Origin of the sequence: Candidatus Nebulibacter yamunensis (assembly GCF_024208055.1) — a bacterium.
GTDB lineage: Bacteria > Pseudomonadota > Gammaproteobacteria > Francisellales > Francisellaceae > Caedibacter > Caedibacter lacustris.
In genome coordinates this window covers 1-22912 of record NZ_JAMBMW010000024.1, presented here as the reverse complement: position 1 = coordinate 22912, position 22912 = coordinate 1, and the positions used below count along the sequence as shown (strand labels likewise).

The following is a 22912-nucleotide window of genomic DNA, read 5'->3' as shown; positions in this document are numbered from 1 at the left end:
TTTCCTTACATTCACTTTACCTCAAATACAGATGGTATCTTAAAATTCCAGTATCGCTGTAATGCTTTGTTGTAAAGAGTAGTTGTTTTACGTTGATCAATGCTAACACCAAGTAATTTTGTCGTATAAATTATTAAGGTAAATTGACGGGTGCTCACGTTGTTGTATTTAGCCTTGATTACTAAAGTTGCTTTTTGTGATTTTTCATAGGATCATGATTCATTTAATAACACCTGTTGCAAAAAATATATAAATATTTATGATGTGCTTTATTATTTATCGATAGCTGTTTAGGTCAATAATGAGCTTACCATCACTAGGAGCAGTCGCTAAAGCAAGCCTTTATACGATTGAAGAACTATATGGCAGTAGAGATGTTTTTGTATTCAACTACTCGGTAAAAATACTGCAAGGTCAGTTAACGCAAATAGAGCGTTTTTTGCATGAAAAGTTAAGCTCTATTCAAGTGAAACAATATGCTTACTTAGGCGAAATTTTCACACGAACAAAGCTAAGCTCAATGAGTTTGAAACTACCTTTGCATGAGTCAGGGCAACAGTATAACTCGCAGTTAGAAAATGTTGATGTGATGTACGTCAAAGACTTCCAAACTGATGTTCTTTATTTTTGTTTAAGCGAGGTATTACTTAAGCAAAAAGCGCAATATATTTCATCATATTGTATAGAAAAAAATGTATTGCCGCGCTTTTATGGGCACGATGAGACAAATGGGGTTTATGCATTTCATACCGTATTAGAACAGCTAAGCAAAGATAAAAAATATCAACATCGTATCAACACCTTACAAACATCTTATCAAGCATTTTGGCAACATTCAGCGATTACCCGTAACAACCTGGTGATGTCACACGTGAAACAAATCAATGAAACTGGATTCAAAGTTTTTTAATAAAAAACATAATGAAACATTATTTGTCGTAATAAATAAACTTTCAGGAGGATAGCAATGACAAAATATGAAGGAATGAAAATCAATATCGATGGCATTTTTACTTCAACACCCAAGAGTGTTTATATGACTTTAGCGCAGAAAAATGGCTATTATATCCCAAGTTATCAACGTCCGTTTGCTTGGGATGGTGATGGCAAAACAAATATGGGTGATCTCTTTAATAGTCTTAAAGAAGGCATGTTTTCAGATGATTTATTCGCATTAGTATTTTTTGGTGCAATTGTGCTAGTTGAAGATAATAATAGCAATTTGGACGTTGAACCTTGTGATACAAGAGCTATGCCCTCTCAGGTCTCTGTTGTGGTAGACGGTCAGCAACGCTTAACAACATTTACCCTCCTGGCTTCAAGAATTTATCAAAGACTTAACAAACTTAGCAAGAAGCTCAAAGAAGATAGACGCTATTTTGAAAATCTAGAAGATGATAAATGTGAAAATCGAGTCATGATTCTTGACCTATATTACGGTATTACAGCATGTATTGGTACTATTACAGGAGCCACTCATGACATTTGCCGCTTCACAGTTGCTGAAGGGGATGAAAAAGAGAATCCATTTTGTGTTTATCCACGCATTATTCGCATGTATGACGACTGTTGGTCAACTTCTGAGTCCAAAGTGCTTTATAATTCTGATGTTGCTTCTTATTTATTTAATTATCGTCAATCTGATTATGGTTATAATGGGAATTTAAAGTCATTTTTTAAAATTATTGATCAGGAAATAAATGACATTTTGCAGTCCGAAGAAATGACAGAAGCTTTCTTGCGACCTGACAGTCATTTATATGAATATTTGCAACGATTCGAGTTGTCTGCCATCACAAATCCTCATTTGCCTATTAAAGGAGAAAAGCTTAAACACTTAAAAGAAATCGTTGCTCTTTTTTATTTAGCAGAGTTTGTACTTTACCGTTGTGCTTTCACAGTCATTAGTGTAACTAAGAACTCATATTCACATAATATTTTTCAGGCATTAAACACCACTGGTGAGCCGCTGAATGCTATTGACACATTTAAGCCAGAAGTCATTCGTTATGTTGGCTATCAAGACTATCAACAGTCAGTAGAGTATACTTTGTTTGAGCAAATACATGATTTGCTAAATTCCACGCAAAATAAAGGTAAAACAAAGACATTAGACAAATTTATTGTCGATCTTGGCTATATTTTAACGGGAAATAAGCAAAAGGTAAGCAAAAGCTTAAAGGCACAACGCCAGTTCTTAATTGATGAGTATTTTGCAATTTCCACTGAAAAGAAAGAGCAAAAAACACAGTTTGTTAAAAAAATTCGAGATCACTTATATTTCTGCTATAGCTTTGAAAATACCAATATGAATCAAGAAGGCAGTATCTACCTTGATCTAGATGACAAAACCAAACTGTTTTTGCATTACTTAGAAAAGGAACATTGGAACAATGTTCGTCCTCTGTTGAGTGTATTTCATCAGCATTCCAAAGAAGAATTTTCACAAGCGATTGTCTTATTGACAGCATTTTTTGTATTAACGCAGTTAAAGCTAGTTAATGCAGGAATTCCAAGTATTATGAACAGTTATTGGCGAGAGCATGTCTCTTGTGTCAATTTGTGCACACTAAAGAAATATTTACATGAAAAAGCCAATGAAAATAACCGGAATTTAGCTGACCAAACAGCATGGCAGCAAAGAGTCGCACAAAACGATATTAACAATTCTAAGTCATATATTTTGGCAAAGCTGAGTTTCTTGGCAAGTTTTGCTGATCATCAGCTGCTAAGCTATGAAGCTTATGCAATGATTAAATCAAAGAAGGATAAAGAAGGTAAAAATAAAGATTATCGCTTTGAACTTACTGCATTAGGAGATTTTAATCATAATCATTTAGAGCGCTGGAGTAATACGACACTTGTTCCACTTGATGTTAACTGGCCAAAACAAAATTACATTGGTGATGGCGTTGAGAATTATAAAAAAGCCTTAGAGCAGGTTGAAGCAGATCGTTATTATATTTCATATGTAAAAGGCGAAACGAGCTTTGGTGATAAGCGTACATTATTGGAGCAGCGTATCAAACAACACTTGTTTGAAAAGTTTAAGTTATATAATGACGCAAGATACCTTGCTCAAGATAGCATTGAGAAAGAACAGTTACAGGCTGATGTGTGGTTGAGTAATGTTTATATGACTTTCTCTAATATATTGTGGCAAACAACTCATGAAAATACGCTTCTTCCATTGGAGACTGAAAGCTACGTTTGATCATAGTTTTGAACAAGTCAATACACTAAAGATTATACATCTGCAATTTAACTTCTTTATGGCAACATCTCCAATTTATGATGCTGAGTATTGGTGTCCCATAAGTCCTTATTTTCTTACACTTGAATAACAACGAACGTGATGATTCCTAAAAACCACAATGCTAAGCATTCCAATTAAAACATACAGGGAAACATTTACTTGGGTCAAATCAAATGCTTGTAGCAGACTTAACACAATAATATTTATCACAGCGGCAAAAGAGGTTGATAAGGCAATTACCTGTCCTCTAACCTGATTTGGGTAGCGAATAAATATGTCCTTATTTGCAATTACATTTAACATAGGATTAATTAGTGTACATCCGACACCAAACGCTATGAGTAAATAAGGTGATGGAGCAAAAAGCATGCCTATCATGGCTATCATTACGACATAAGATAATATTCGATATATTTTTAGTTGATCACAATTTCGCATAACTCTCTTACTCACCAGTAAATTGCTTATAATAGAACCTAGTGTCAGCATCAGCCAAAATAAGGAAATTAACAAGCTTGAAGCATTAAACTTGGAAATCAATAAGTTTTGACCTACATATAACACAGGGTAAGCAAAAATACCTGTTGAAACTAAAATCCAAAAAAAATGTCTATTTTGTGCAAGAAATTTTAGTGTAACCTTCTTAACTTCTCTTATTCCAGCCAAGGATGCTTCATAGGTAATAAAAAATAAAAGTATAACTTCACATATATAGCCAAGTACCTCCACAAAAAATGCATAATATCCCAAACACCCAAAAAGGATGGGTCCAATGCTAAAACCAATCGCCTTACCAATCATATTAATTGCATTAAACCTTGCCATTCCTTCTTCGCAACGCTCATACACTTCCTTAATTATATTTCCTTGCCACACTTTACGAGCGGGCTCTTCCATATATAACATTAGCCACAGACAGCAGCTTGCAATATAAAACATAGCTACTGAGGTAGTAAAGTCTAAGTTTATTAACCACAAAAGCGATATAATTGCACCTATGCTTGACAGTATACTTATTATTTTGCGGCTATAACAATCCACAACATATTTAGATAGGAAAGGTGCAACAACACCAATTATCTGACTTGTAATCAGCATAAAAGCAAAGTGTTGAGCATCACCCGTCAGTTTAACAAGCAAATAAGGTATCCCACTCCACGTGGCGGCAGCTCCTACGTAAGCAAAAGTTGATGCGATATTAATAAGGTATAAATCTCGCTTAGTGTAGATTTTCATGTAGCACCCCAGCTTGGACTAACTCAGTAATATTTACTTTTTCTACATCGATTCTCTGTACACGAAGAAAAGATTGCAAAATGCTGCGTGAAACGTTATTTTTTCTGATTTGCGCAATATGAAAAAGCACCTCAAACAGCTGACGACTAGTGTAAAGAAAAATTTTAAATAAATCACTGCGAGAATTGCTCAAATGAAAAAATAACGTTTACAAAGGAAAAGACTAGAGAATGGATTGTATTATGAACTTTTATGTCGAATTGATGTTTTTTAGTATCATTCTGAATTTGTTTTCCCTAAACTATTGCAAAATTATTTGAATCAGATTTGTCATGAAACTATCAGGGTTTACTTTTTTACGCAATGCCGAAGAGTTGTGTTTTCCCTATGTTCAATCTATTTTATCGATTTTACCGATTTGTGATGAATTTATTATTGCGCTTGGAAAATCTCAAGATAAAAGTCCTGATATTCTGTATCAGTTAACCAAAGACAATCCAAAAATTAAAATTATTGAAACCATCTGGAATGAACTCATGCAGGTAAAAGGATATACTTATGCCCAGCAAAAAATGATTGCTCAATTTGCTTGTACTGGTGATTGGCTTTTTTATCTAGAAGGAGATGAAATTGTTCACGAAAAGGATTTAGATGATATTCAAAAGGCTTTGCAACAGTACAAAAACGATCCAGAAGTCGAAGCATTGGCTTTTCATTATTATCATTTTTATGGTAATACTAACACTTATTTAGCGTCACCAACTTGGTATCGCTACGCACCTAGAGTCATTAAAGCAAGTGTTAGAAGTTATGCACCAGATGGTTTGTACTGGTTGGTATTGGATCCTAAAAAATCCAATCGTATTGGGCGTTATCCCAAGGCAAAACTATTGGATAATTATATCTATCATTATGGTTGGGTGCGTCCTGAATCTGCAATGAGTAAGAAGATTAGCCAGGTCAATAAGCATTGGGGAAAATCAGAAGGTTTTGACTCGAAATACAGCGATATCGATCCCAAAATCCTGATGAAGTTTGTTGGGACACATCCTAAAATTATTGAAGGATTTTTTCCACAGCAAGAGGAAATTTTTCAAGCCAATACTCATCATATATTGACCAAAAAAGAAAAGCGTCAACGTTTTAAAATAAAGTTAGAAAAGCTTTTTGGTTTAGATTTAAGCCGTAAGTATTTTAAAAAAGTTTAACACAAACCTTTTGATCGTGATAAAAAGATCAGGTTATAGTGATTTTGTCAGTAACAGTGAAGTGAACGTTGCTTTAATTCTAAAGCATATTGGTAGTCATAAGTGGATAATAAGCTAGTAACGGTAATCTACGGCATGAATTACAGACTATAGATAATATTGAAATCAGTATTGAACTTAACCTGTCATTAATTTCCGTGATTGGTACAGCATAAAGGCGTTAGTGGTAAGTTGTTTAGTGTATTGTCTTATGATCATATTCATCTTTTCAGTCATAGCGCAAGTAGGCATAATATTCGCTTAATTAGTAAATAAAAAAATGCAAAGATGCTGATCAAAAGGATTTATGATCAAATTTTCCTTCAAACTTATAAGGATAATGTGATATGAAAGTGGCTGTAATTGGTAAAGGCAAAACGGGACAAGCCGTTATTGATTTATTGAAGGATAATGAAATAAGCGATATATTTGACTCTCAAAATTTGGTTACCGTGGAAAAGCTTAACAAGGCAGACGTTGCGATTGTCTTTGTTAATGCTGTAGCGCTACGTTCAATCTTACCCATTTTGCTTCAAAGTAAGGTTATGGTAGTGTGTGGATCAACTGGATTTGACTACACAGATGAAATTATTGATAGCGTTAACCAAAATGCCCAAACTTGGGTAGTAGCCAATAATTTTAGCTTGTCGATGGTATTGATTAAACAAATGCTTAGTACATTAGGCAATCTGCAAAACTTAGTGACAAATACCTCGTTTGCACTGTTGGAAACGCACCATATAGAGAAGCTAGATGCGCCAAGTGGAACGGCAATTTCATGGCAAAAATGGCTTAGCGTTGACAATTGCCCAATTGAATCTATTCGCAAAGAAGATGTAAAAGGTGAGCATAGGCTTGTAGTCAGCAACCCTTATGAAAAGATTGAATTAAAACATACCGCTCATGATAGAAGACTATTTGCACAAGGCGCGATATGGGTAGCGCGTTTTGTCTGTAAAAATGAATCACTCATCGGGTTTTATCAGTTTGATGAATTAGTAGGAGGTGTCTTATGACAATAAATTTAAATAATATTTTATATACAGCGGTTGTCACTCCAATGTTAGATGGAGGGAAAATCGACTTTGTAAGCTTTGAAAGATTATTAAGACAGCAAGAAGATGCTGATTGTGGCGTATTAATTTTGGGTAGTACAGGTGAAGCATTGGCACTTACTTTTACCGAGCAGTGTCAAGTCGTAGAATTTACTTGTGCTTTAAACCTAAACGTCCCACTTTTAGTTGGAGTAGGTGGTTATCAGCTACCACAACAAGTACAGTGGTTGGATTTCTGTAACCAGCAGAAAATAGATGGTTATTTAATAGTAACACCCATTTATGCTAAACCAGGAACACAAGGGCAAATTGCCTGGTTTAATACACTGTTGGATCGTTCTCAAAAACCTTGTATGCTGTATAACGTTCCTTCTCGCACAGGAGTTAATTTATGCTTTCAGGCGTTTGATGCATTAAAAGAGCATCCCAACCTATGGGCATTAAAAGAGGCTTCTGGTGATATTGAACGTTTCAAACGCTATGTTGAGATCGCATCTTCAGTGGCTGTATATAGTGGAGAGGATGCAATGATGCCAGAACTAGCACAGGTTGGCGCCAAAGGCTTGGTATCAGTTGTATCCAATCTTTGGCCTATCGAAACTAAATGCTACGTTACAGCTGCTTTAGCAGGTAAGATCACAAATGAAGAACAAAGCTTGTGGCAAACAGCAGCTAAGGCCTGTTTTAGTGTGGCAAATCCGATTCCCGCAAAAGTTTGGCTTGCTCACACTAATAAAATTGCAAGCAATACTTTAAGAGCGCCTTTAGTGGCAAGTGAGCTTACTGGCTTGGCACAACTTAGTGAAGCTGATGAAATACTTAAGGCATATTACACAGCTGTAGTATAAAAACAAACTGAGGACAACATGAACTGGGAACAAGTTTTAGCAGATTTACAAACAGGTAAACTAAGGTCAGCCAGCCGAAAAGATAATGGTGATTGGCAGGTAAATATTGAGGTCAAACAAGCGATTCTAGAGGCGTTTAAAGCTGGAAAAAATAAAGATTTTGACGCAGCATATCATGGGTTTGTTGATAAGCATAATTTGCCACCTAGGCTTTTTAGCGTTAAGGATGGTATACGTATGGTACCAGGAGGATCAGCTGTCAGAAGAGGTGCCTATATTGCACCATCGGTCGTAATTATGCCTCCTTCTTATGTTAATACAGGTGCGTATGTTGATGAAAATACGATGCTTGACAGTCACGTATTGGTTGGCTCATGTGCACAAATTGGTAAATACGTTCACTTATCAGCAGGCGTCCAAATAGGAGGTGTATTAGAACCAATCGGTATGAATCCTGTGATCATAGAAGATTATGTTTTTGTTGGTGCTGGAGCGATTATTGTTGAAGGAATAGTAATTGGTAAACGCGCAGTAATTGCACCATCAGTGGTACTATCAAAAGGAGTTAACGTTTACGACTGTGTCAATGAAAGGATCTTAGATAAAAGTGAAAAAATCCCAGAGGGTGCGGTTGTGATCCCTGGTACACGCCCATTGTTACAACCTTGGGCAAAGGAAAATAGCTTGCAAGCGGCTTGTCCGATTATTGTAAAATATCGTGACGATAAGAGTGATCAAGCACTAAGCCTAGAGGAGGCATTGCGCTAATGTTTGATCTTAAGTTGCATGAACCATATTTGCAAAGCTTAGTCCAACAGATTGATGCACCATTTTTTTACTATGACTTAGATGTGCTGGCATCACATATCAAAAAGCTTAGTTCTCTTCCTGTTAAGCTTTGGTATGCATTAAAGGCCAATCCACTATCTTGCATTATTCAAACACTAGCCACTGAAAAAATGTGCTTTGATGTTGCAAGTATCGGTGAGCTTGAGCAGGTGTTAGCTCAGGGTGTTCTGTCTCAGCGTATTCTTCACACAGGACCTGCTAAATCCTATGTACAGCTTATGTATTTTATTGATAGAGGTGTTCGTGTTTTTGTGATAGAGAGCATTCAGCAATTGGTTGACTTAACGAACATTGTGAATCAAAAAAAGGTTGACGTACAAGTCTTATTGCGGGTGCAGCTTAAGTGGGCTTTGAGCGAAAAAAATGTTTTAGGTGGCAAATGTATCACCCCGTTTGGATTGCCACCACAAGATTGGGTAGATTATTTTAAGCAAAATAAACAACGAAGTCATTATGTTGATATCATCGGCTTTCATTGCTTTCAATGGGGCAATGTTTTATCTAAAGACAAGCTTGAACAGATTTGGTTTACGATTTCTAAAACGCTTAATATGCTTGCAGACGAGATTAACATAAATTTACGAGTGCTTGACCTAGGTGGTGGATTAGGTGTTCCATATACTCAATTACAAGTCCCTTTAGTATTAAAAGATATTGAAATATTATTGAAAAATTTAATCAATAGTTATCCAAAGCTTCAGTTTTGGCTTGAATTAGGTCGTTACGCAGTAGCTGAATGTGGTGTTTATTTGACACGCGTTGTTGATCGTAAACAAATCTATGGTAAAACTTTACTTGTTGTTGAGGGAGGGAGTCAGCATTTGCTTAGACCTGCCATTACTGGGGAAGCATTTCCAACAACTCTATTACGCCAAAGTTTTGCTAAGCTCATACCTATTCAGGTGCATGGTTCGTTATGTACCAATTTAGATCAGCTTGGACAAATTCAGTTACCAGATGATGTGAATATAAATGATTACTTGGTATTTCATACAACAGGTGCTTATGGTTTTACTGAAAGTATGCCTTTTTTTTTATGCCACAAGCTACCTGCTGAGGTGGTTTTTAATAAGGGTCACATTAGGATAATAAGACAAACAAAAAACGCACAGAGTTGGTTAGTATGAGTGGATATGAATATATTTCAGAACAAAAAATAAAAGTAGGTGAAAATGCTGCTGGTGAGGCAATAGAGGTGACTAAGCTTGTTATAAAAGGCGGTGATTCTGCTGCCAAAAAAGTTTATATTCAAGCAAGCATGCACGCATCAGAAATTCAGGGTAATGCCGTTATTTTGGTACTTCTCAAGTATTTTAAAAATAAGCAACCTTTAGGCGATATTACAATTATTCCACAATGCAACCCGATTGGACGCGATATGCTCATAGGTGCAGGTCACCAGGGTCGGTTTGATTCAACAAATGGCGATAATTGGAACCGTTATTACTTTAAACCTGATATTAATTACCATGATTTTGCTAAAACACATCTTAAAAGTGATATGAAAGTTTATAAACAGGCTTTGCGTGAAGTGTTATATCAACAAATTGATCAAGCTTTAGCAAATCAATATATGCTATCACGCGCTAAACGCTTAAACTACACGATGCAAAAACATGCGCTTGAAGCAGATATTATTCTAGATTTACATACCGATACGCATTCAATTGATTATCTTTATAGCCCTGCATATGCAAAAAACAGCGCCGAGAAATTTGGTTTTAAGCATGTGTTTTTAATCGAAAACAAATGCAATGGTGCGTTAGACGAAGCAGGGTTTTATCCTTGGTGGAGTCTACAAAGAGCGTTTGGTGAATTAGGTAGAAAAGAAGTTGTTGGCGTTGAAAGTTTCACACTTGAGTTAGGTTCAGAAGAATTAATCAATAGTCAAAAAGCACAAATGCAAGCATTGCGCATTCTAAACTACCTAGCTCATCACAAAGTTGTTCAGCCATATTCAGATAGTAGCAATGCCCTATCAAGTCGTGTTACCTTTCATAACGAAGATAACTTCAAAGCACTGCATGCGCTATATGGTGGTTTATATGAATGGTTTATTGCACCAGGAGACGTTATTAAAAAAGATCAACTGGTTGGTAGATGCCTTAAAATGTCGAGTCAAACAGCCATCTCTATTTCTTTTCCATTTAATGGACTTGTTATCAGCATTAATGCAAAAGGTGCATTACAACAAGGAAGTCATTTGTTGAATGTAGTTTTATAGTATTTCACGACTAACCTTACGCAAATGGTATCGCCGTTATTTAAAAATGTGGAATTTAGTTTAGTTGATTAAAGCAAAAGAAGTTCTGCTGCTTATGATTACTAACGCTTATCAAAAACCAATTCAAGAGCTACTCAAATGAAAAAACATCCTGTACAAACATAAATTTCAAAAAAATAACTTGTATTATCCAAAAAATTAGGCATAATGCCTTTTATCTTCTTTAAAGAAGATAGAGTTCTCAGATGATCATGGGACTTGAGTCATTTCCTTGCTAGTTGAGTAAATCCTTTTCATGCAGGGAGGGGTGTTTAGCATTAAGGTATGGGGGTGACCTTAATAATGACTCCGATCAATCATATCAATTATTGAATTTTGTTGCAATAGTTTTGTTGCACAAATTTTTATTTCAAGTTAGAATTTTTTTATGTATGAGTTAGTTAATTAGAATTTTTTTATGTATGAGTTAGTTAAAGTGAACTTGAGTGTGAATATGAAAATTGAAACTTTAAAAGTGAATGCAATTGATGGTTATAAAAAATTAAATATTATTGGAACGAACCTTAAAATTTACATGTATCAAAAGAATGTTAATAGTGTTGAGTTGAGTAAAGAACTTGGACTGTCGACAGGAACAGTGAGTAAAATTGTCAACGGTAAATGTAATCCAACCATATTAACTTTATTAGCCATAACCAATTATCTGGGTATTACGATTGAGAATTTATTAACGGAACAACATACTAGAGTCGAAAAATCATACGACATGTTATTTCCTAACATAGGACTAAAGTTATCTCAATGATGGGGTAAAATGTGCCATCAAAAACTCGATCAAAGCTATATCTATAGTTTAAGACAAAGTAAGATGATCAGTATCAATCTTAGCTAAGATCAACCTTTTTATTGAACAGATGATAAATCTTTTATATTTAGCTTTTATCTGATTTAAGTTGTATGACTTGCATAAATATCAAAACGACTACTTTTTGCTATAAGTTGGCTGGTGGGTCTTTTCCCAACTAAGAATTCGCCTAAGCGTGGGCGCTTAACGACAATTTTTTTTGCAAAGAAGCTTTGCGCAAAAAGAAAAAGAGCATCATTATTTTGCTCATCAATACCAACAAGTTGATGAAGTAATTGCATGTTTTTTTTAACCTTAGCACTTTTAAGTCGTTCAGGAAACATCGGATCAAGATAGATAACGTCATAAGCTTGATGTGATAAATCAAGTGTGGCAAAATTTATAGCGTTTGCAAAATAAAGTCTAATTCGACTAGCTGAATCTTGTAGTTTTATATCTTGTTGAGCACGAATTAAACCATCATTGACAAGCAGAAAAACATAAGGATTTTGCTCAATAGCAGTGATATGGTGACCGCGTGAAGCAAGACAAAAACTATCTTGTCCTAAGCCTGCTGTCATATCAAGGATGGAAAGTTGAGTTTTACGCTTGCCTTCAACAGCTTTGACTAAATCAAGCTTAGCAGCATTCGTTTTAATGCGATTTTGAATTTCAACATTCGCAAAATCAACGCAAAGTGTGAGCTTAGAGCTGGTGTGGCATAGAGTCAGTTTTTGATCGATATAAGTTAAGTAAAATCCACTTTGAAGTTGAGTGCTCAAAGTATGAACGTAGATACTTTGAGGTACTTCAATATAGTTGTTATCCTTTGGTAAGTAATAAACTGTGTTCATCATTACTCAACTCCTAGTCACTTTAACGCATACATATAAACACTCACAATATTAACTGCTTGCCAACTTAAATCAGCTGCTGTGATATAATGATATTCAACTTCGCTTTCATATTTTAAGGCAATTATAAGATTTATAAATAACGTTTGACTATAAGAATTAACTTTCATCCTCATCCACCCCATATATGACAACATTTTTCTGTCCGCTTTACCACTTATGACATCTGGAATGCCTGAATAGCACTTGAACGATTCTCAAGCTTAACTGATTTAGAGATATACAACTTGATCATCGTAAATTTATCCGCTGTTCTGAACTTTCCTGTAGATAACATGGGTATATCTGATTATTTTGGTTAATTTCATACTGGTGATCATCAATTTATCTCAGCATTTTATACTAGGTTGGAACATACTCAATAGTTTCATTGGTTTATGTTTATCGTTGCCAATTTTTAACATTGTCCATCAAAGTGTCAGGATTCGAATAATTAAGATTTCCTTTTTGCGCGTGGATGGGTTTGATCATAAACGTTTGCAAGTTGTTGAAAATCTAAATGGGTATAGATCTGAGTTGTAGAAATATCGCTATGACCTAGTAAACTTTGTACTGCGACTAAATCTTTGGAAGATTCTAGTAAATGGCTTGCAAAAGCATGCCTTAACATGTGTGGGTGAATGTGTTTTGGAGCATGTTGCTTGGCAAATTTTTCAAATCGCTTTTGGACGTTTCTAGCGCTAATTGGTACACCTTGAAGGGTAGTGAAGATATAGTCATGGTCACAGTTGAGGGTTGCTCGCACGATAACCCATCTATTTAGCGCCAGTAATGCCTTTTCACCAAGTGGAACGATTCGTTCTTTATTACCTTTACCGATTACACGAATAAGCCTACGTGATAGATCAAGCTGCAAAAAGCTAAGCGCAATCAGTTCACTTAAGCGTAAACCACTGCTATAAACGCATTCAAGCATAGCAAGATCCCGAATTTCAAGGCTATCGTCTGGTTGATAATTTAACAGTGTTTGCATTTGATCAACATCAAGTGTTTTAGGAAGTTTTTTGGCTGCTTTAGGTGCCTTGACGCTATAGGCTGGATTTTGATCAATTATCTCTTCATGAACAAAATAGTGAAAAAAAGATTTAATGGCGCTTAATTTACGTTGTATGGATTTTGCGCTGATTCCTTGGCTATGGAGTTTCTTAAGCCATAATTGGACGTCTTGTTTACGTGTATCGACAAGGGATTTATTTGCAGAATCTAAAAATTGTTCAAACGTCAATAAGTCATTTTGATAGGCGCAAAGTGTGTGATCAGCATAATTACGCTGTGATTTTAAATAGCGTAAAAATGTAGTAATGTGTTGATGCATAACGGTTAAGATTTATGTCTTGTGCTAAAAGTATATACCCATCGCGCAAAATTTAAAGCCAGAAAGGCTGTAAAATGATTTGTGATGAATATAAGAGGTTGAGTTTTTATATGAGCGAAAATAAAACTTTTGAGATAATTGAGACAATGAAGAAAGCAATATTATTTATTAATGGTGAAATCAATTTGCCATTTTGTCAATCGTATATAAAGCGCTATTATAATGACCTACCTATTTATTGTGCGGACGGTGCTTTCAATAAGATTAAAGTTTCTAGCACGATTTGTAAGAAGCTTGGACTCATAATTGGTGATGGTGATTCTATTGAACAAGCACATAAAACGCACGTGCCATATCAATTATACTATGATCAAAATACCACCGATTTTGAAAAAGCATTATTGTGGTTGATTGACAATCAGTTTCAAGAGGTGATCATATTTGGTTTTGGTGGAGGCGAAATGGATCATTATCTCGGAAATATTTCTAGCGCATTAGCATATAAAGCTCAAATTAAAATGACTATGATCGATGTGTATGGTATTTCCTATTTTTTAACAGCTAGAACGCACCTTAAAAAGGTGCGTGGCAAAATGATTTCAATCGTGCCATTGTTTGAATTACATGAGTTGACCTTGAAAGGATTTGCATTTGATCTTGATCATGAAACGCTTAAATTCAGTAATAAAATTGGGACGCGTAATCATGCTATCTGTGAAGAAGTTTTTATTGATTATAAACAAGGAGAAGGGATAATTTTCATCTCACATCAAAATTACCATCAATTCATATCTGAAAAATAGTTTACATTTGACACGATAAAACGATTTTATTTTTAACAACTGCTGTTATACTGAGCATGACTTTTTGATCTTTGATTGATTTTTGTCGTTTATTATGCACCTTAATGTCATTCAGGATGAGGAGGTGACTATTAAACACAAAACCTTTTAAATACATGGAGTCGATTTTAGTTTAATTAATAAATAAGAGAGTATAGGATTATGTCGCAACAAACTGGCGCAGTGAAATTTTTTAACCAAGCTAAAGGTTTTGGCTTTATTAAACCTGATAATGGCGGGGCGGACTTGTTCGTGCATGTGACCGCTTTAGGTGGAATGCAAACCTTGGCAAATGATCAACGTGTAACGTTTGACATTGAAGACGGACGTCGTGGTCCACAAGCAGTGAACGTGCAAATCACAAGATAATTTTAAGCATATGGAAAACTAAAAAGGGTTGACAGTTTTGGCAACCCTTTTTTATTTAGTGGTTTTCTTCATATATAGGGGTTAATTCCATATATGGAGTCGCTCATTAATGCAATGGTCTTTATTTAAATGTTCATAAATATAATCCATTTTCATTTTAAAAATGGATAATTTTAAGATTATTAAAAAGTATAATCACTTCTAATTCTTGCAGTGGCAACCTTGACATTGAAGTCAACTCATTATTTATATTATATCTTCAAAAATAGAGGGTAAAAGTTCGTTTAATGCCCCATAACCATAAATTTTCTATGCCAGTGGATTGCCACCACAAGACTCCATAATGATTGTGCCTTTTGGCAAATTAGCAAATGTTGTAGTTAATGTATCTCGACGTATTCATTTTTTTAAATACACATTTACCACTATTATCATTACCATGTAATTGAAAAATGTTCTTTGCAATATCTATGCTAAGTAGTTTAAGACTCATAGCTAGATTCCTTATTTGTATATGCTTGGTATTTTCTTAAGAAACCGAATTGATCAGATAAGGGGGTCTATTTTATCTAATATATGAGAGAGATAGCTAAATTGCCATAAAGATACTCAGCAGGGTAATGCTGATAATAGAGAATAAAAACATTTTACGTGCCCACTGTTCATGATTCTCCATTTTAAAACCTTGAATACTTAACATTATCCAAGTCGCACCTAAAATAATTGCAACAGCACAATACAAAAGGTGTACTGTGGCAACAATCATGAGCATGAATGTTGCCAAAACGTATAGTAGTACAAACAACAGTATATTGACTTTGGTATAAAGCATGCTACGTTTTAGTGGCAATACTGGAATGTTTGCTGCAGCATAATCATCTTTGCGGTAAATCGCAATTGCAAAAAAGTGTGGTATTTGCCAACAAAATAAAATGACAAACAACACAACCGCAACCAAGTCAAAGTGATTTGTCATCGCCGTATAACCTATGACTGGTGGTATTGATCCTGAAATTGCACCGATAACCGTACCAAAAATGGAATTACGTTTAAACCATAAAGTATATGCCACAACATATGCAAAAAGTCCAATTGCCGCAATAATTATGGTTAATAGATTTGTCCCAACCAATAATATAGCAAAGCCAATGGCACCTAAAATAAAAGCATAGCTTAATGCAAATTTAAGCGAAACAAGACCACAAGCAGAAGGTCTGTTTTGGGTGCGCTTCATCAACTGATCAATGTCGCGATCGATGTAATTATTAAGCACACAGCCAGAAGCGATTATAAATGCCATGCCAAAAAGTGCGCTCAAAAATACGCTCCATGAAAAATTGCCTTGTACTGCAACAAAAAAGCCACCACACAAGGTAACAATATTGCCGAAAATAATACCGGGTTTGACCAGTTTGATGAACTTCATTAGGTTTACATGACCATCATCATGCTGTAAAGGTTGAACATAATCCATAGCGTACCGATTACCAAAATTAATACTACAATAACTGCAAAGACAAAACTAATTAAGTTCCAACGCGCCTTTGAGTCTGTACTTAAGTGAAGGAAAAATACAAGTTGTACATATAGCTGGATAAAGGCTAAAATGGAAACAGATATGTATAAGCCAATAGGTGGAAATGTCTTAAAGCCAACAATACAAAAAGCAATTATTGTAATAATTACGGATAATAAGAAGCCTGTGATATAGGTTTTATAGGTTCCGTATGCTGATCCAGTATCATGATCGTACAAGTGTTTTTTAGACATATTAGATTGCTCCCATCAAGTAAACAATAGAGAATACGAAAATCCACACGATATCCAAAAAATGCCAGAACAAACCTAAATAGGTAAGTTTTGTCTTGCTCATCGGTGTAATACCATGCTTACGGATTTGAAAAATCATGCTCAAAATCCAGATCAAACCAATAGTTACGTGTAAACCATGCGTGCCCACCAAGGTAAAGAACGAAGATAGAAACGCACTTTGCGTCCACGAATGCCCTTCCATATAAAGATGATGGAACTCATAAAATTCCATAACAATAAACCCTAGACCTAAGAAGAAAGTCACCCATAACCAACCATTGACTGTATTTGTATTCCCTGTTGTGCGAGATAACATCGCCAAACCAAAAGTAAAACTACTGATCAAAAGAAGTATCGTTTCAACAAAGACAAATGGTAGGCTAAATAATTCTTTTGCACTTGGTCCACCAAAAGTATGAGTGTGAAAAACTGCGTATACTGCAAACAAAGTCGCAAACAATACGCAGTCACTCATAATATATATCCAAAAGCCAAAAACGCTTTTAGAACCATCAAAGTGATGATGGTGTTCGTTATAATGATTTTCTACAGTTGTGGCGCTCATATACCGACCTTATTCATCTTTTTAATTTCATTTTCAATTTTTTCAACTTCTTTTGCTTTGACGTAGTAGTCAATATCATAATTAAACGAACGTGCAATAATTGAACTTACAACTCCAATTAAACCAACTGCTGCTAACCACCAAATATGCCATATCATCGCAAAACCAAATACCAAGCCAAAGCAGCTAATTACAAAAGCAACTCCGGTGTTGCGTGGCATATGTATATCTTGATAACCTTTTTTCTCAGATACAGGTCTGTTTTCAATATTTAAACCTTTGTGCTTTTGTTCCCAGAAACCATCTCGTGAGTCAACCACAGGATCAAATGCAAAATTATAAAATGGTGCAGGAGAAGGGGTTGCCCACTCGAGTGTGCGCCCATCCCAAGGATCACCTGTTAAGTCACGGTTTTTATGACGATCTTTAATACTAACAATGATTTGCAAAACTTGCAGAAAAACACCTACTGCAATTAGCATTGCACCACCCCAAGCGACAATGAGCCAAGGTTGGAAACCAGTTGATGCATCATAATGATATAAACGTCTGGTCATCCCGATTGCACCTAAATAATATAATGGCATAAAGGCAACAAAGAAACCGATGATCCAGCACCAAAATGACCACTTTCCTAAGCGCTCATTCAGCTTAAAGCCAAACATTTTAGGAAACCAGTAGATAAGACCCGCAAAATAGCCAAATACCACACCACCTATAATAACATTATGGAAATGAGCAATTAAAAACACGCTATTGTGCATTTGAAAATCAATTCCTGGCACGGACAACAATACACCTGTCATACCACCGATTGTGAAAGTCACCAAAAAGCCCATTAACCAATACATTGGTGTAGTAAAGGTAATTCGTCCACGGAACATGGTAAACAACCAATTAAAGATTTTTACACCGGTTGGTATAGAGATAATCATTGTCATAATACCAAAGAAAGCATTGACATTTGCTCCTGCCCCCATCGTAAAGAAATGGTGTAACCATACTGAAAAAGAAAGGATGGTAATAACAACAGTTGCCCATACCATTGTTGCATAGCCAAACAAGTATTTTCTTGAAAATACCGCTGTGATTTCAGAGAAAATACCAAACGCAGGTAAGATCAAAATATAAACCTCAGGATGACCCCAAATCCAAATCAAGTTGACGTACATCATCTGATCTCCACCACCGCTTGTGGTAAAGAACTGCATATCAAAATAACGATCGAGTGTCAAAAGCCCTAATGTTACAGTTAACACAGGGAAAGCAGCAATTATGAGAACAACTGAACAAAGAGAAGTCCAAGTAAAGATCGGCATTTTCATTAATGTCATGCCCTTGCAGCGCATTTTAATAATGGTGACAAAGAAGTTTACTCCTGTCATTAAAGAGCCAATTCCCGATATCTGCAACGCCCAAATCCAATAATCAACCCCCACTCCAGGACTGTAGGCAGTCTCAGAATATGGTGGATAAGCCAACCAACCCGTGTGAGCAAAATCTCCAATCAATAATGACATGTTAACTAAAACAACACCAGCAACAAAAAGCCAAAAGCTTAAAGAGTTTAGATAAGGAAATGCTACATCACGTGCACCAATTTGCAACGGTATTACAATATTCATCAAACCGAACATAAGTGGCATTGCTACAAAGAAAATCATGATTACGCCATGTGCAGTGAAAATCTGATCGAAGTGCTCAGCGATTAAATAACCAGTATGATCTCCTGATGCTAAAGCTTGTTGCGCGCGCATCATCACTGCATCCATAAAACCACGAAATAACATCACCATTGCAACAATGATATACATGATTCCAATTTTTTTATGATCTACAGTTGTAAACCATTCACGCCAAAGGTATCCCCATTTCTTGAAGTAAGTAACACCACCCAATACTACCGCACCACCAATGACAATGAGTATAAACATACCAAGGAAGATTAATTGCTGGCTGATAGGTTCATACAAATATGGGAAGACATCATGTGGGTTACTGAACCTTCCAATTAACGTTTCTAACATATTTTTTTCCTATTTCTTACTAATGACTCATTTCTGACATATGGTGCATATGCCCCATCATGCCACGCTTATAGTTTGGTATCATGTAATACATAATGATCTCATTGAAAAGATTTTTATCAACGTGCCCATAATAAGTTACTGGGTCGTTAATTGATTGTTTCATCAAATGATCCCAGAAATATTCCCATGTCAATGTTTTCTTATCCGTTTTTACTTCAGCAATCCAGTCATTAAAGTTTTGCTCAGAAGTTACATCGGCGTAAAACTGCATATGTGCAAACCCCAGACCTGTATAGTTTGCTGAAAAGCCGCGGTATTGACCTGGATTTTGTGCTAATAAATGTAACTTCGTAATCATCCCAGTCATCGCATAAATCTGTCCACCTAGCTGCGGGATAAAGAAAGAGTTCATAGGGGCAGCCGACGTGATTCTAAAGTTAATTGGACGTCCAACAGGAATGACAAGTTTATTCACCGTAGCAATATCATACTCAGGATAAATAAACATCCATTTCCAATCAAGTACAACTACTTCGACTTCAACTGGTGCTTTATCAGACTCCAATGGTTTATACGGATTAAGTGAGTGTGTTGTCACCCAAGTTACAATCGCCAAAATTAAAATAATAACGCACGGAATGGTCCACCAGATAATCTCTAGAATTGTGCTGTGCGACCACTCAGGGCGATATTTTGACTTAGTTGCGGATGCACGGTAGCGCCAGGCAAACCAGAAAGTTAAAAAAATCACAGGTAGTACAACAATCAACATCAATAGAGTTGCAAATACAAGTAATCTTAATTCATGATGTGCAATCGGACCTTGTGGGTCTAACACACCAGAGCTACAGCCGCTTAATAATAAAAGAGAGACTAATCCTGCAATTATTAATAAAGGGCTTGCACTACTCTTTTGGGGGTTTAGTTTTCTATATCTAACCGAAAACAGTAACAGAGAGCTGTGCAACCATTTTATGCAAGATATAAAAAAGTGCAAATGCTTGATCATATTGATTTTCCTTAGTTCCTTTGTATCTAGGTAGGTTATTGGAAACAACCTAGCGTCATAGTATAGCCATTTTTTTACTAATTAAAACCGTGCAGACTCACTTTGTAGATAAAAAGGTATGCTTCAAAATATTTATCAATTAGTTTACAACTATAGTCATTCCAATATATTTCCATCCCTTTGATCAGCTGATCTAGGTTGTCGTAGTCACCATACATTCTTCGTTTTTTCAAATAGCTGATGCGCTTTTCATGGCAACGTTCACAATATTTAGTCGTTTTTTATGACTATTCCCATTTGTTTGCAGTCATACCAAATAGCGTTTATTCTCACTTCATGCTCTTTGGCATGTTCTCTTCAGAGCTTTGTCAGGCTTTTCCATAATGTCTTTTCTTAGAGTCTTCCAATCTAAATTCTTGCGAGGACGTCCCGGTGGTGAAATAGGTGCTAAATCGTCTCGTTTACACCATTGGTCAATGCACCACTTACTTATAGAAAAGCGCCTGCAAGCTTCTGCTTTTGAGCCACCGGCTCGCACAAAATTAACGACACGCTTTTTCAAATCTATACTGTATGACATCCGTTCCATAAAAAGTTTCTACCAATTAAAGCTTATCAATATATTATGGATTGGTTTATTTTAGAATGACTATACTTATTTGCGTAGAAATAAAGGTTTTGGCAGGGTTGTAAAATGGGTAGTGTTGTTATCTAGCACATTTGCTTTCATACTCTTAAATCAAAAATGGCAAAAATTGACGTTTGTTGCAGATCATGCAATTCTAATAAAACGACTAAGGCAGGCAAGCATAAGCTAAAATCGAATCCAGCAGGAGTTCAAAAGTATAGCTGCCACAAGACAAGTCAAATTGTTGCCTATTATTTTGGTAGACATATGCATGAAAGCTTTGTAATTACTTCTCAAAACGTTTCACGGTTGAACTATTCTACAGTGATGACTGGCATAGCTATTCCAAATATATTCCCGATGAATATCATGACATAGGGAAACGTAATACACAGAAGATTGGGCGTAAGTTTTTGACATTTAGGATCAGAATAAAGCGACTTGCCAGGAAAAGTATCTGCTTTTCAAAAAGCAGAGTTAATGTACAATATCGTTATCGAGCTTTACATTAACCGTATTGAATGGGGACGGAGTATAGGACTAGTGTTAAGATCTCTTAACGCAATTACTCCTTGAAAAAGCCCATCAATTTCTGAATCTGTCAGCAATGAAATACGTTTTTTATTCAACATGGGTTCCTTCTTAAAAATGGTCGTTTGTGAGCAGTTTTATTGAGAATAGCTGTGACAATGATTTCTCAAGCGTCCGATGTTCTCAAAAACCATTCTTGAATCTAATAAGGCGGCATTATATACTTTTTATGCGTTATGAGAATATTTGGAGTGCTTATGCCAACAATCAGCTCATTTTATGGGATTATTATCCAAATGTTTTGGAATGATCATGCACCACCACATTTTCATGCCATTTATGGAGAATACCAAGGTGTTATCGATATTAAAGAACTAAAAATATTAGAAGGTAATTTACCACGGCGAGCGCTCAACCTTATATTAGACTGGTCTGAGTTGCATCAAAAAGAATTACTGCTTGATTGGGAACTATGCACCCAGAAAAAAATGCCCTATAAAATTGAGCCACTACGGTAGGAGTATACACATGTATTGGAATGTCACCTCAGTTGTACCACAACAGCACCTGATGCTTAAAGTAAAATTTGAAGACGGCTTAGAAGGCGTGGTGAAATTTAAACCGTCTCACCTCACAGGTGTCTTTGAAGTACTAAAAGATGAAGACTATTTTAACAAAGCTTTCATTAGCCATGGCGCTGTTACCTGGCCTGGAGAACTTGATATTGCACCTGATGCTATGCACACAGAAATTAAAAAAAATGGTCAATGGGTTTTAGAGTAAGGTATGCTGGTCGGTTATGCGCGTGTAAGTACGTAAGATCAAAATTTATCTTTCTAACATAAAGAGTTACTTAATGTTGGATGTGAGAAAATTTATGATGACAAATCAACAGGCAGTAAAGTAAACAGAGAAGGTTTAAACTTGGCGCTTGAGGTATTAAGAAAAGGGGATACTCTTGTTGTTTGGAAACTTGATCGATTAGGCCGATCCCTTAAGCATTTAATTGATGTCGTCTCAACTTTAGATAAAGCGGGAGTCAACTTTAAAAGTATCACAGATCAAATAGACACATCGACGCCATCAGGTCAATTTTTCTTTCATGTTATGGGATCTCTTGCAGAAATGGAATGAGAGCTCATCATTGAGCGAACGAAAGCAGGGCTGTAGGCCGCTAAGAAAAATGGTCGAGTCGATGGGCGTAAAAGGAAAATAGAATTCCTTCCAAACCGTATTTAATCTAGCAAAATAGCTATTTAAAAATTAAAGGTGGATATGATCAATGAGATGGGAAACGATAAACAAGTTAGCAGCAGATGAGTTTCGTCGTTTAACAGG

Annotated in this window: 25 protein-coding genes and 1 pseudogene; 16 read left to right on the top strand and 10 right to left on the bottom strand. The window is 35.8% G+C overall.

Annotated features, from left to right (window positions below; translation table 11 throughout):
- Positions 1 to 301: 301 nt before the first annotated feature.
- Positions 302 to 910 (top strand): hypothetical protein, encoded by a 609-nt coding sequence (locus M1V25_RS09205; protein ID WP_498843094.1) that lies wholly within the window; start codon positions 302 to 304, stop codon positions 908 to 910.
- 57 nt (positions 911 to 967) lie between these two features.
- On the top strand, positions 968 to 3214 hold the full coding sequence (locus M1V25_RS09200) for a DUF262 domain-containing protein (RefSeq protein ID WP_498843093.1): 2247 nt from the start codon (positions 968 to 970) through the stop codon (positions 3212 to 3214).
- Between the two features lie 108 nt (positions 3215 to 3322).
- Here the strand turns inward: M1V25_RS09200 and M1V25_RS09195 are convergent, their stop codons facing one another.
- Positions 3323 to 4492, bottom strand: coding sequence for an MFS transporter (locus M1V25_RS09195; protein ID WP_498843092.1), 1170 nt, complete (start codon positions 4490 to 4492; stop codon positions 3323 to 3325).
- A 332-nt stretch (positions 4493 to 4824) separates the two neighbouring features.
- Between M1V25_RS09195 and M1V25_RS09190 the strand changes: the two genes are divergently transcribed.
- From M1V25_RS09190 to M1V25_RS09160, 7 genes are all read left to right on the top strand, one after another.
- Entirely contained in the window at positions 4825 to 5700 is an 876-nt protein-coding gene (locus M1V25_RS09190) for a glycosyltransferase (protein ID WP_498843091.1), read from the top strand.
- Between the two features lie 386 nt (positions 5701 to 6086).
- Positions 6087 to 6755 (top strand): dihydrodipicolinate reductase C-terminal domain-containing protein, encoded by a 669-nt coding sequence (locus M1V25_RS09185; protein WP_498843090.1) that lies wholly within the window; start codon positions 6087 to 6089, stop codon positions 6753 to 6755.
- Positions 6752 to 7642: a 4-hydroxy-tetrahydrodipicolinate synthase gene (dapA, locus tag M1V25_RS09180; protein WP_116964606.1), complete on the top strand. Its 891-nt coding sequence runs from the start codon at positions 6752 to 6754 to the stop codon at positions 7640 to 7642. Before M1V25_RS09185 ends, dapA begins: the two co-directional genes overlap by 4 nt.
- A gap of 18 nt (positions 7643 to 7660) precedes the next feature.
- Positions 7661 to 8410 (top strand): 2,3,4,5-tetrahydropyridine-2,6-dicarboxylate N-succinyltransferase, encoded by a 750-nt coding sequence (locus M1V25_RS09175; RefSeq protein WP_116964605.1) that lies wholly within the window; start codon positions 7661 to 7663, stop codon positions 8408 to 8410.
- Complete coding sequence (locus M1V25_RS09170; protein ID WP_498843089.1) at positions 8410 to 9618, top strand: PLP-dependent decarboxylase; 1209 nt, start codon at positions 8410 to 8412, stop codon at positions 9616 to 9618. Before M1V25_RS09175 ends, M1V25_RS09170 begins: the two co-directional genes overlap by 1 nt.
- A complete protein-coding gene (locus M1V25_RS09165) occupies positions 9615 to 10715 on the top strand; it encodes a M14 family metallopeptidase (RefSeq protein ID WP_498843088.1) in 1101 nt (366 codons plus the stop codon). Before M1V25_RS09170 ends, M1V25_RS09165 begins: the two co-directional genes overlap by 4 nt.
- Before the next feature lie 457 nt (positions 10716 to 11172).
- The gene (locus tag M1V25_RS09160; RefSeq protein ID WP_116964602.1) at positions 11173 to 11520 is read left to right on the top strand and encodes a helix-turn-helix domain-containing protein; all 348 of its coding nucleotides are present in this window, start codon (positions 11173 to 11175) and stop codon (positions 11518 to 11520) included.
- Positions 11521 to 11663: 143 nt separating this feature from the next.
- On the opposite strand, the gene M1V25_RS09155 is transcribed toward M1V25_RS09160, so the two are convergent.
- The 3 genes from M1V25_RS09155 to xerC form a co-directional block, all read right to left on the bottom strand.
- Positions 11664 to 12416, bottom strand: coding sequence for a class I SAM-dependent methyltransferase (locus M1V25_RS09155; RefSeq protein WP_498843087.1), 753 nt, complete (start codon positions 12414 to 12416; stop codon positions 11664 to 11666).
- A gap of 14 nt (positions 12417 to 12430) precedes the next feature.
- Complete coding sequence (locus M1V25_RS09150; protein WP_498843086.1) at positions 12431 to 12583, bottom strand: hypothetical protein; 153 nt, start codon at positions 12581 to 12583, stop codon at positions 12431 to 12433.
- A 323-nt stretch (positions 12584 to 12906) separates the two neighbouring features.
- On the bottom strand, positions 12907 to 13788 hold the full coding sequence (gene xerC, locus M1V25_RS09145) for a tyrosine recombinase XerC (protein ID WP_498843085.1): 882 nt from the start codon (positions 13786 to 13788) through the stop codon (positions 12907 to 12909).
- A 110-nt stretch (positions 13789 to 13898) separates the two neighbouring features.
- On the opposite strand from xerC, the gene M1V25_RS09140 reads away from it, so the two are divergent.
- Together M1V25_RS09140 and M1V25_RS09135 are read left to right on the top strand one after the other, a co-directional pair.
- Entirely contained in the window at positions 13899 to 14591 is a 693-nt protein-coding gene (locus M1V25_RS09140; RefSeq protein ID WP_498843084.1) for a thiamine diphosphokinase, read from the top strand.
- A gap of 198 nt (positions 14592 to 14789) precedes the next feature.
- Complete coding sequence (locus M1V25_RS09135) at positions 14790 to 14999, top strand: cold-shock protein (protein WP_420810635.1); 210 nt, start codon at positions 14790 to 14792, stop codon at positions 14997 to 14999.
- A gap of 589 nt (positions 15000 to 15588) precedes the next feature.
- Here M1V25_RS09135 and cyoE read toward each other — a convergent pair.
- The 6 genes from cyoE to M1V25_RS09105 form a co-directional block, all read right to left on the bottom strand.
- The gene (gene cyoE, locus M1V25_RS09130) at positions 15589 to 16473 is read right to left on the bottom strand and encodes a heme o synthase (RefSeq protein ID WP_116964596.1); all 885 of its coding nucleotides are present in this window, start codon (positions 16471 to 16473) and stop codon (positions 15589 to 15591) included.
- Positions 16431 to 16769: a cytochrome o ubiquinol oxidase subunit IV gene (gene cyoD / locus M1V25_RS09125; RefSeq protein WP_116964595.1), complete on the bottom strand. Its 339-nt coding sequence runs from the start codon at positions 16767 to 16769 to the stop codon at positions 16431 to 16433. Before cyoD ends, cyoE begins: the two co-directional genes overlap by 43 nt.
- A gap of 1 nt (position 16770) precedes the next feature.
- Positions 16771 to 17376 carry a cytochrome o ubiquinol oxidase subunit III gene (gene cyoC, locus M1V25_RS09120; RefSeq protein WP_498843083.1) on the bottom strand — a complete coding sequence of 202 codons (606 nt, stop codon included), beginning with the start codon at positions 17374 to 17376 and terminating at the stop codon, positions 16771 to 16773.
- The gene (cyoB, locus tag M1V25_RS09115) at positions 17373 to 19403 is read right to left on the bottom strand and encodes a cytochrome o ubiquinol oxidase subunit I (protein ID WP_498843082.1); all 2031 of its coding nucleotides are present in this window, start codon (positions 19401 to 19403) and stop codon (positions 17373 to 17375) included. The genes cyoC and cyoB overlap by 4 nt, the downstream gene beginning before the upstream one ends.
- A gap of 19 nt (positions 19404 to 19422) precedes the next feature.
- The gene (gene cyoA, locus M1V25_RS09110) at positions 19423 to 20415 is read right to left on the bottom strand and encodes a ubiquinol oxidase subunit II (RefSeq protein WP_498843081.1); all 993 of its coding nucleotides are present in this window, start codon (positions 20413 to 20415) and stop codon (positions 19423 to 19425) included.
- A gap of 334 nt (positions 20416 to 20749) precedes the next feature.
- Positions 20750 to 20995, bottom strand: coding sequence for an IS630 transposase-related protein (locus M1V25_RS09105; RefSeq protein ID WP_498843080.1), 246 nt, complete (start codon positions 20993 to 20995; stop codon positions 20750 to 20752).
- A gap of 165 nt (positions 20996 to 21160) precedes the next feature.
- Here M1V25_RS09105 and M1V25_RS09100 point away from each other — a divergent pair, with 165 nt between their 5' ends.
- The 5 genes and pseudogenes from M1V25_RS09100 to M1V25_RS09080 all read left to right on the top strand — a co-directional run.
- Positions 21161 to 21421 (top strand): hypothetical protein, encoded by a 261-nt coding sequence (locus tag M1V25_RS09100; RefSeq protein WP_498843079.1) that lies wholly within the window; start codon positions 21161 to 21163, stop codon positions 21419 to 21421.
- Entirely contained in the window at positions 21397 to 21555 is a 159-nt protein-coding gene (locus M1V25_RS09095) for an IS1 family transposase (RefSeq protein WP_498843095.1), read from the top strand. The genes M1V25_RS09100 and M1V25_RS09095 overlap by 25 nt, the downstream gene beginning before the upstream one ends.
- 276 nt (positions 21556 to 21831) lie before the next feature.
- Positions 21832 to 22092, top strand: coding sequence for a DUF4160 domain-containing protein (locus M1V25_RS09090; RefSeq protein ID WP_116964589.1), 261 nt, complete (start codon positions 21832 to 21834; stop codon positions 22090 to 22092).
- A gap of 10 nt (positions 22093 to 22102) precedes the next feature.
- On the top strand, positions 22103 to 22357 hold the full coding sequence (locus M1V25_RS09085; RefSeq protein WP_116964588.1) for a DUF2442 domain-containing protein: 255 nt from the start codon (positions 22103 to 22105) through the stop codon (positions 22355 to 22357).
- 75 nt (positions 22358 to 22432) lie between these two features.
- Positions 22433 to 22708 (top strand): annotated as a pseudogene (locus M1V25_RS09080) (recombinase family protein); the annotation flags it as partial.
- Positions 22709 to 22912: the final 204 nt, after the last annotated feature.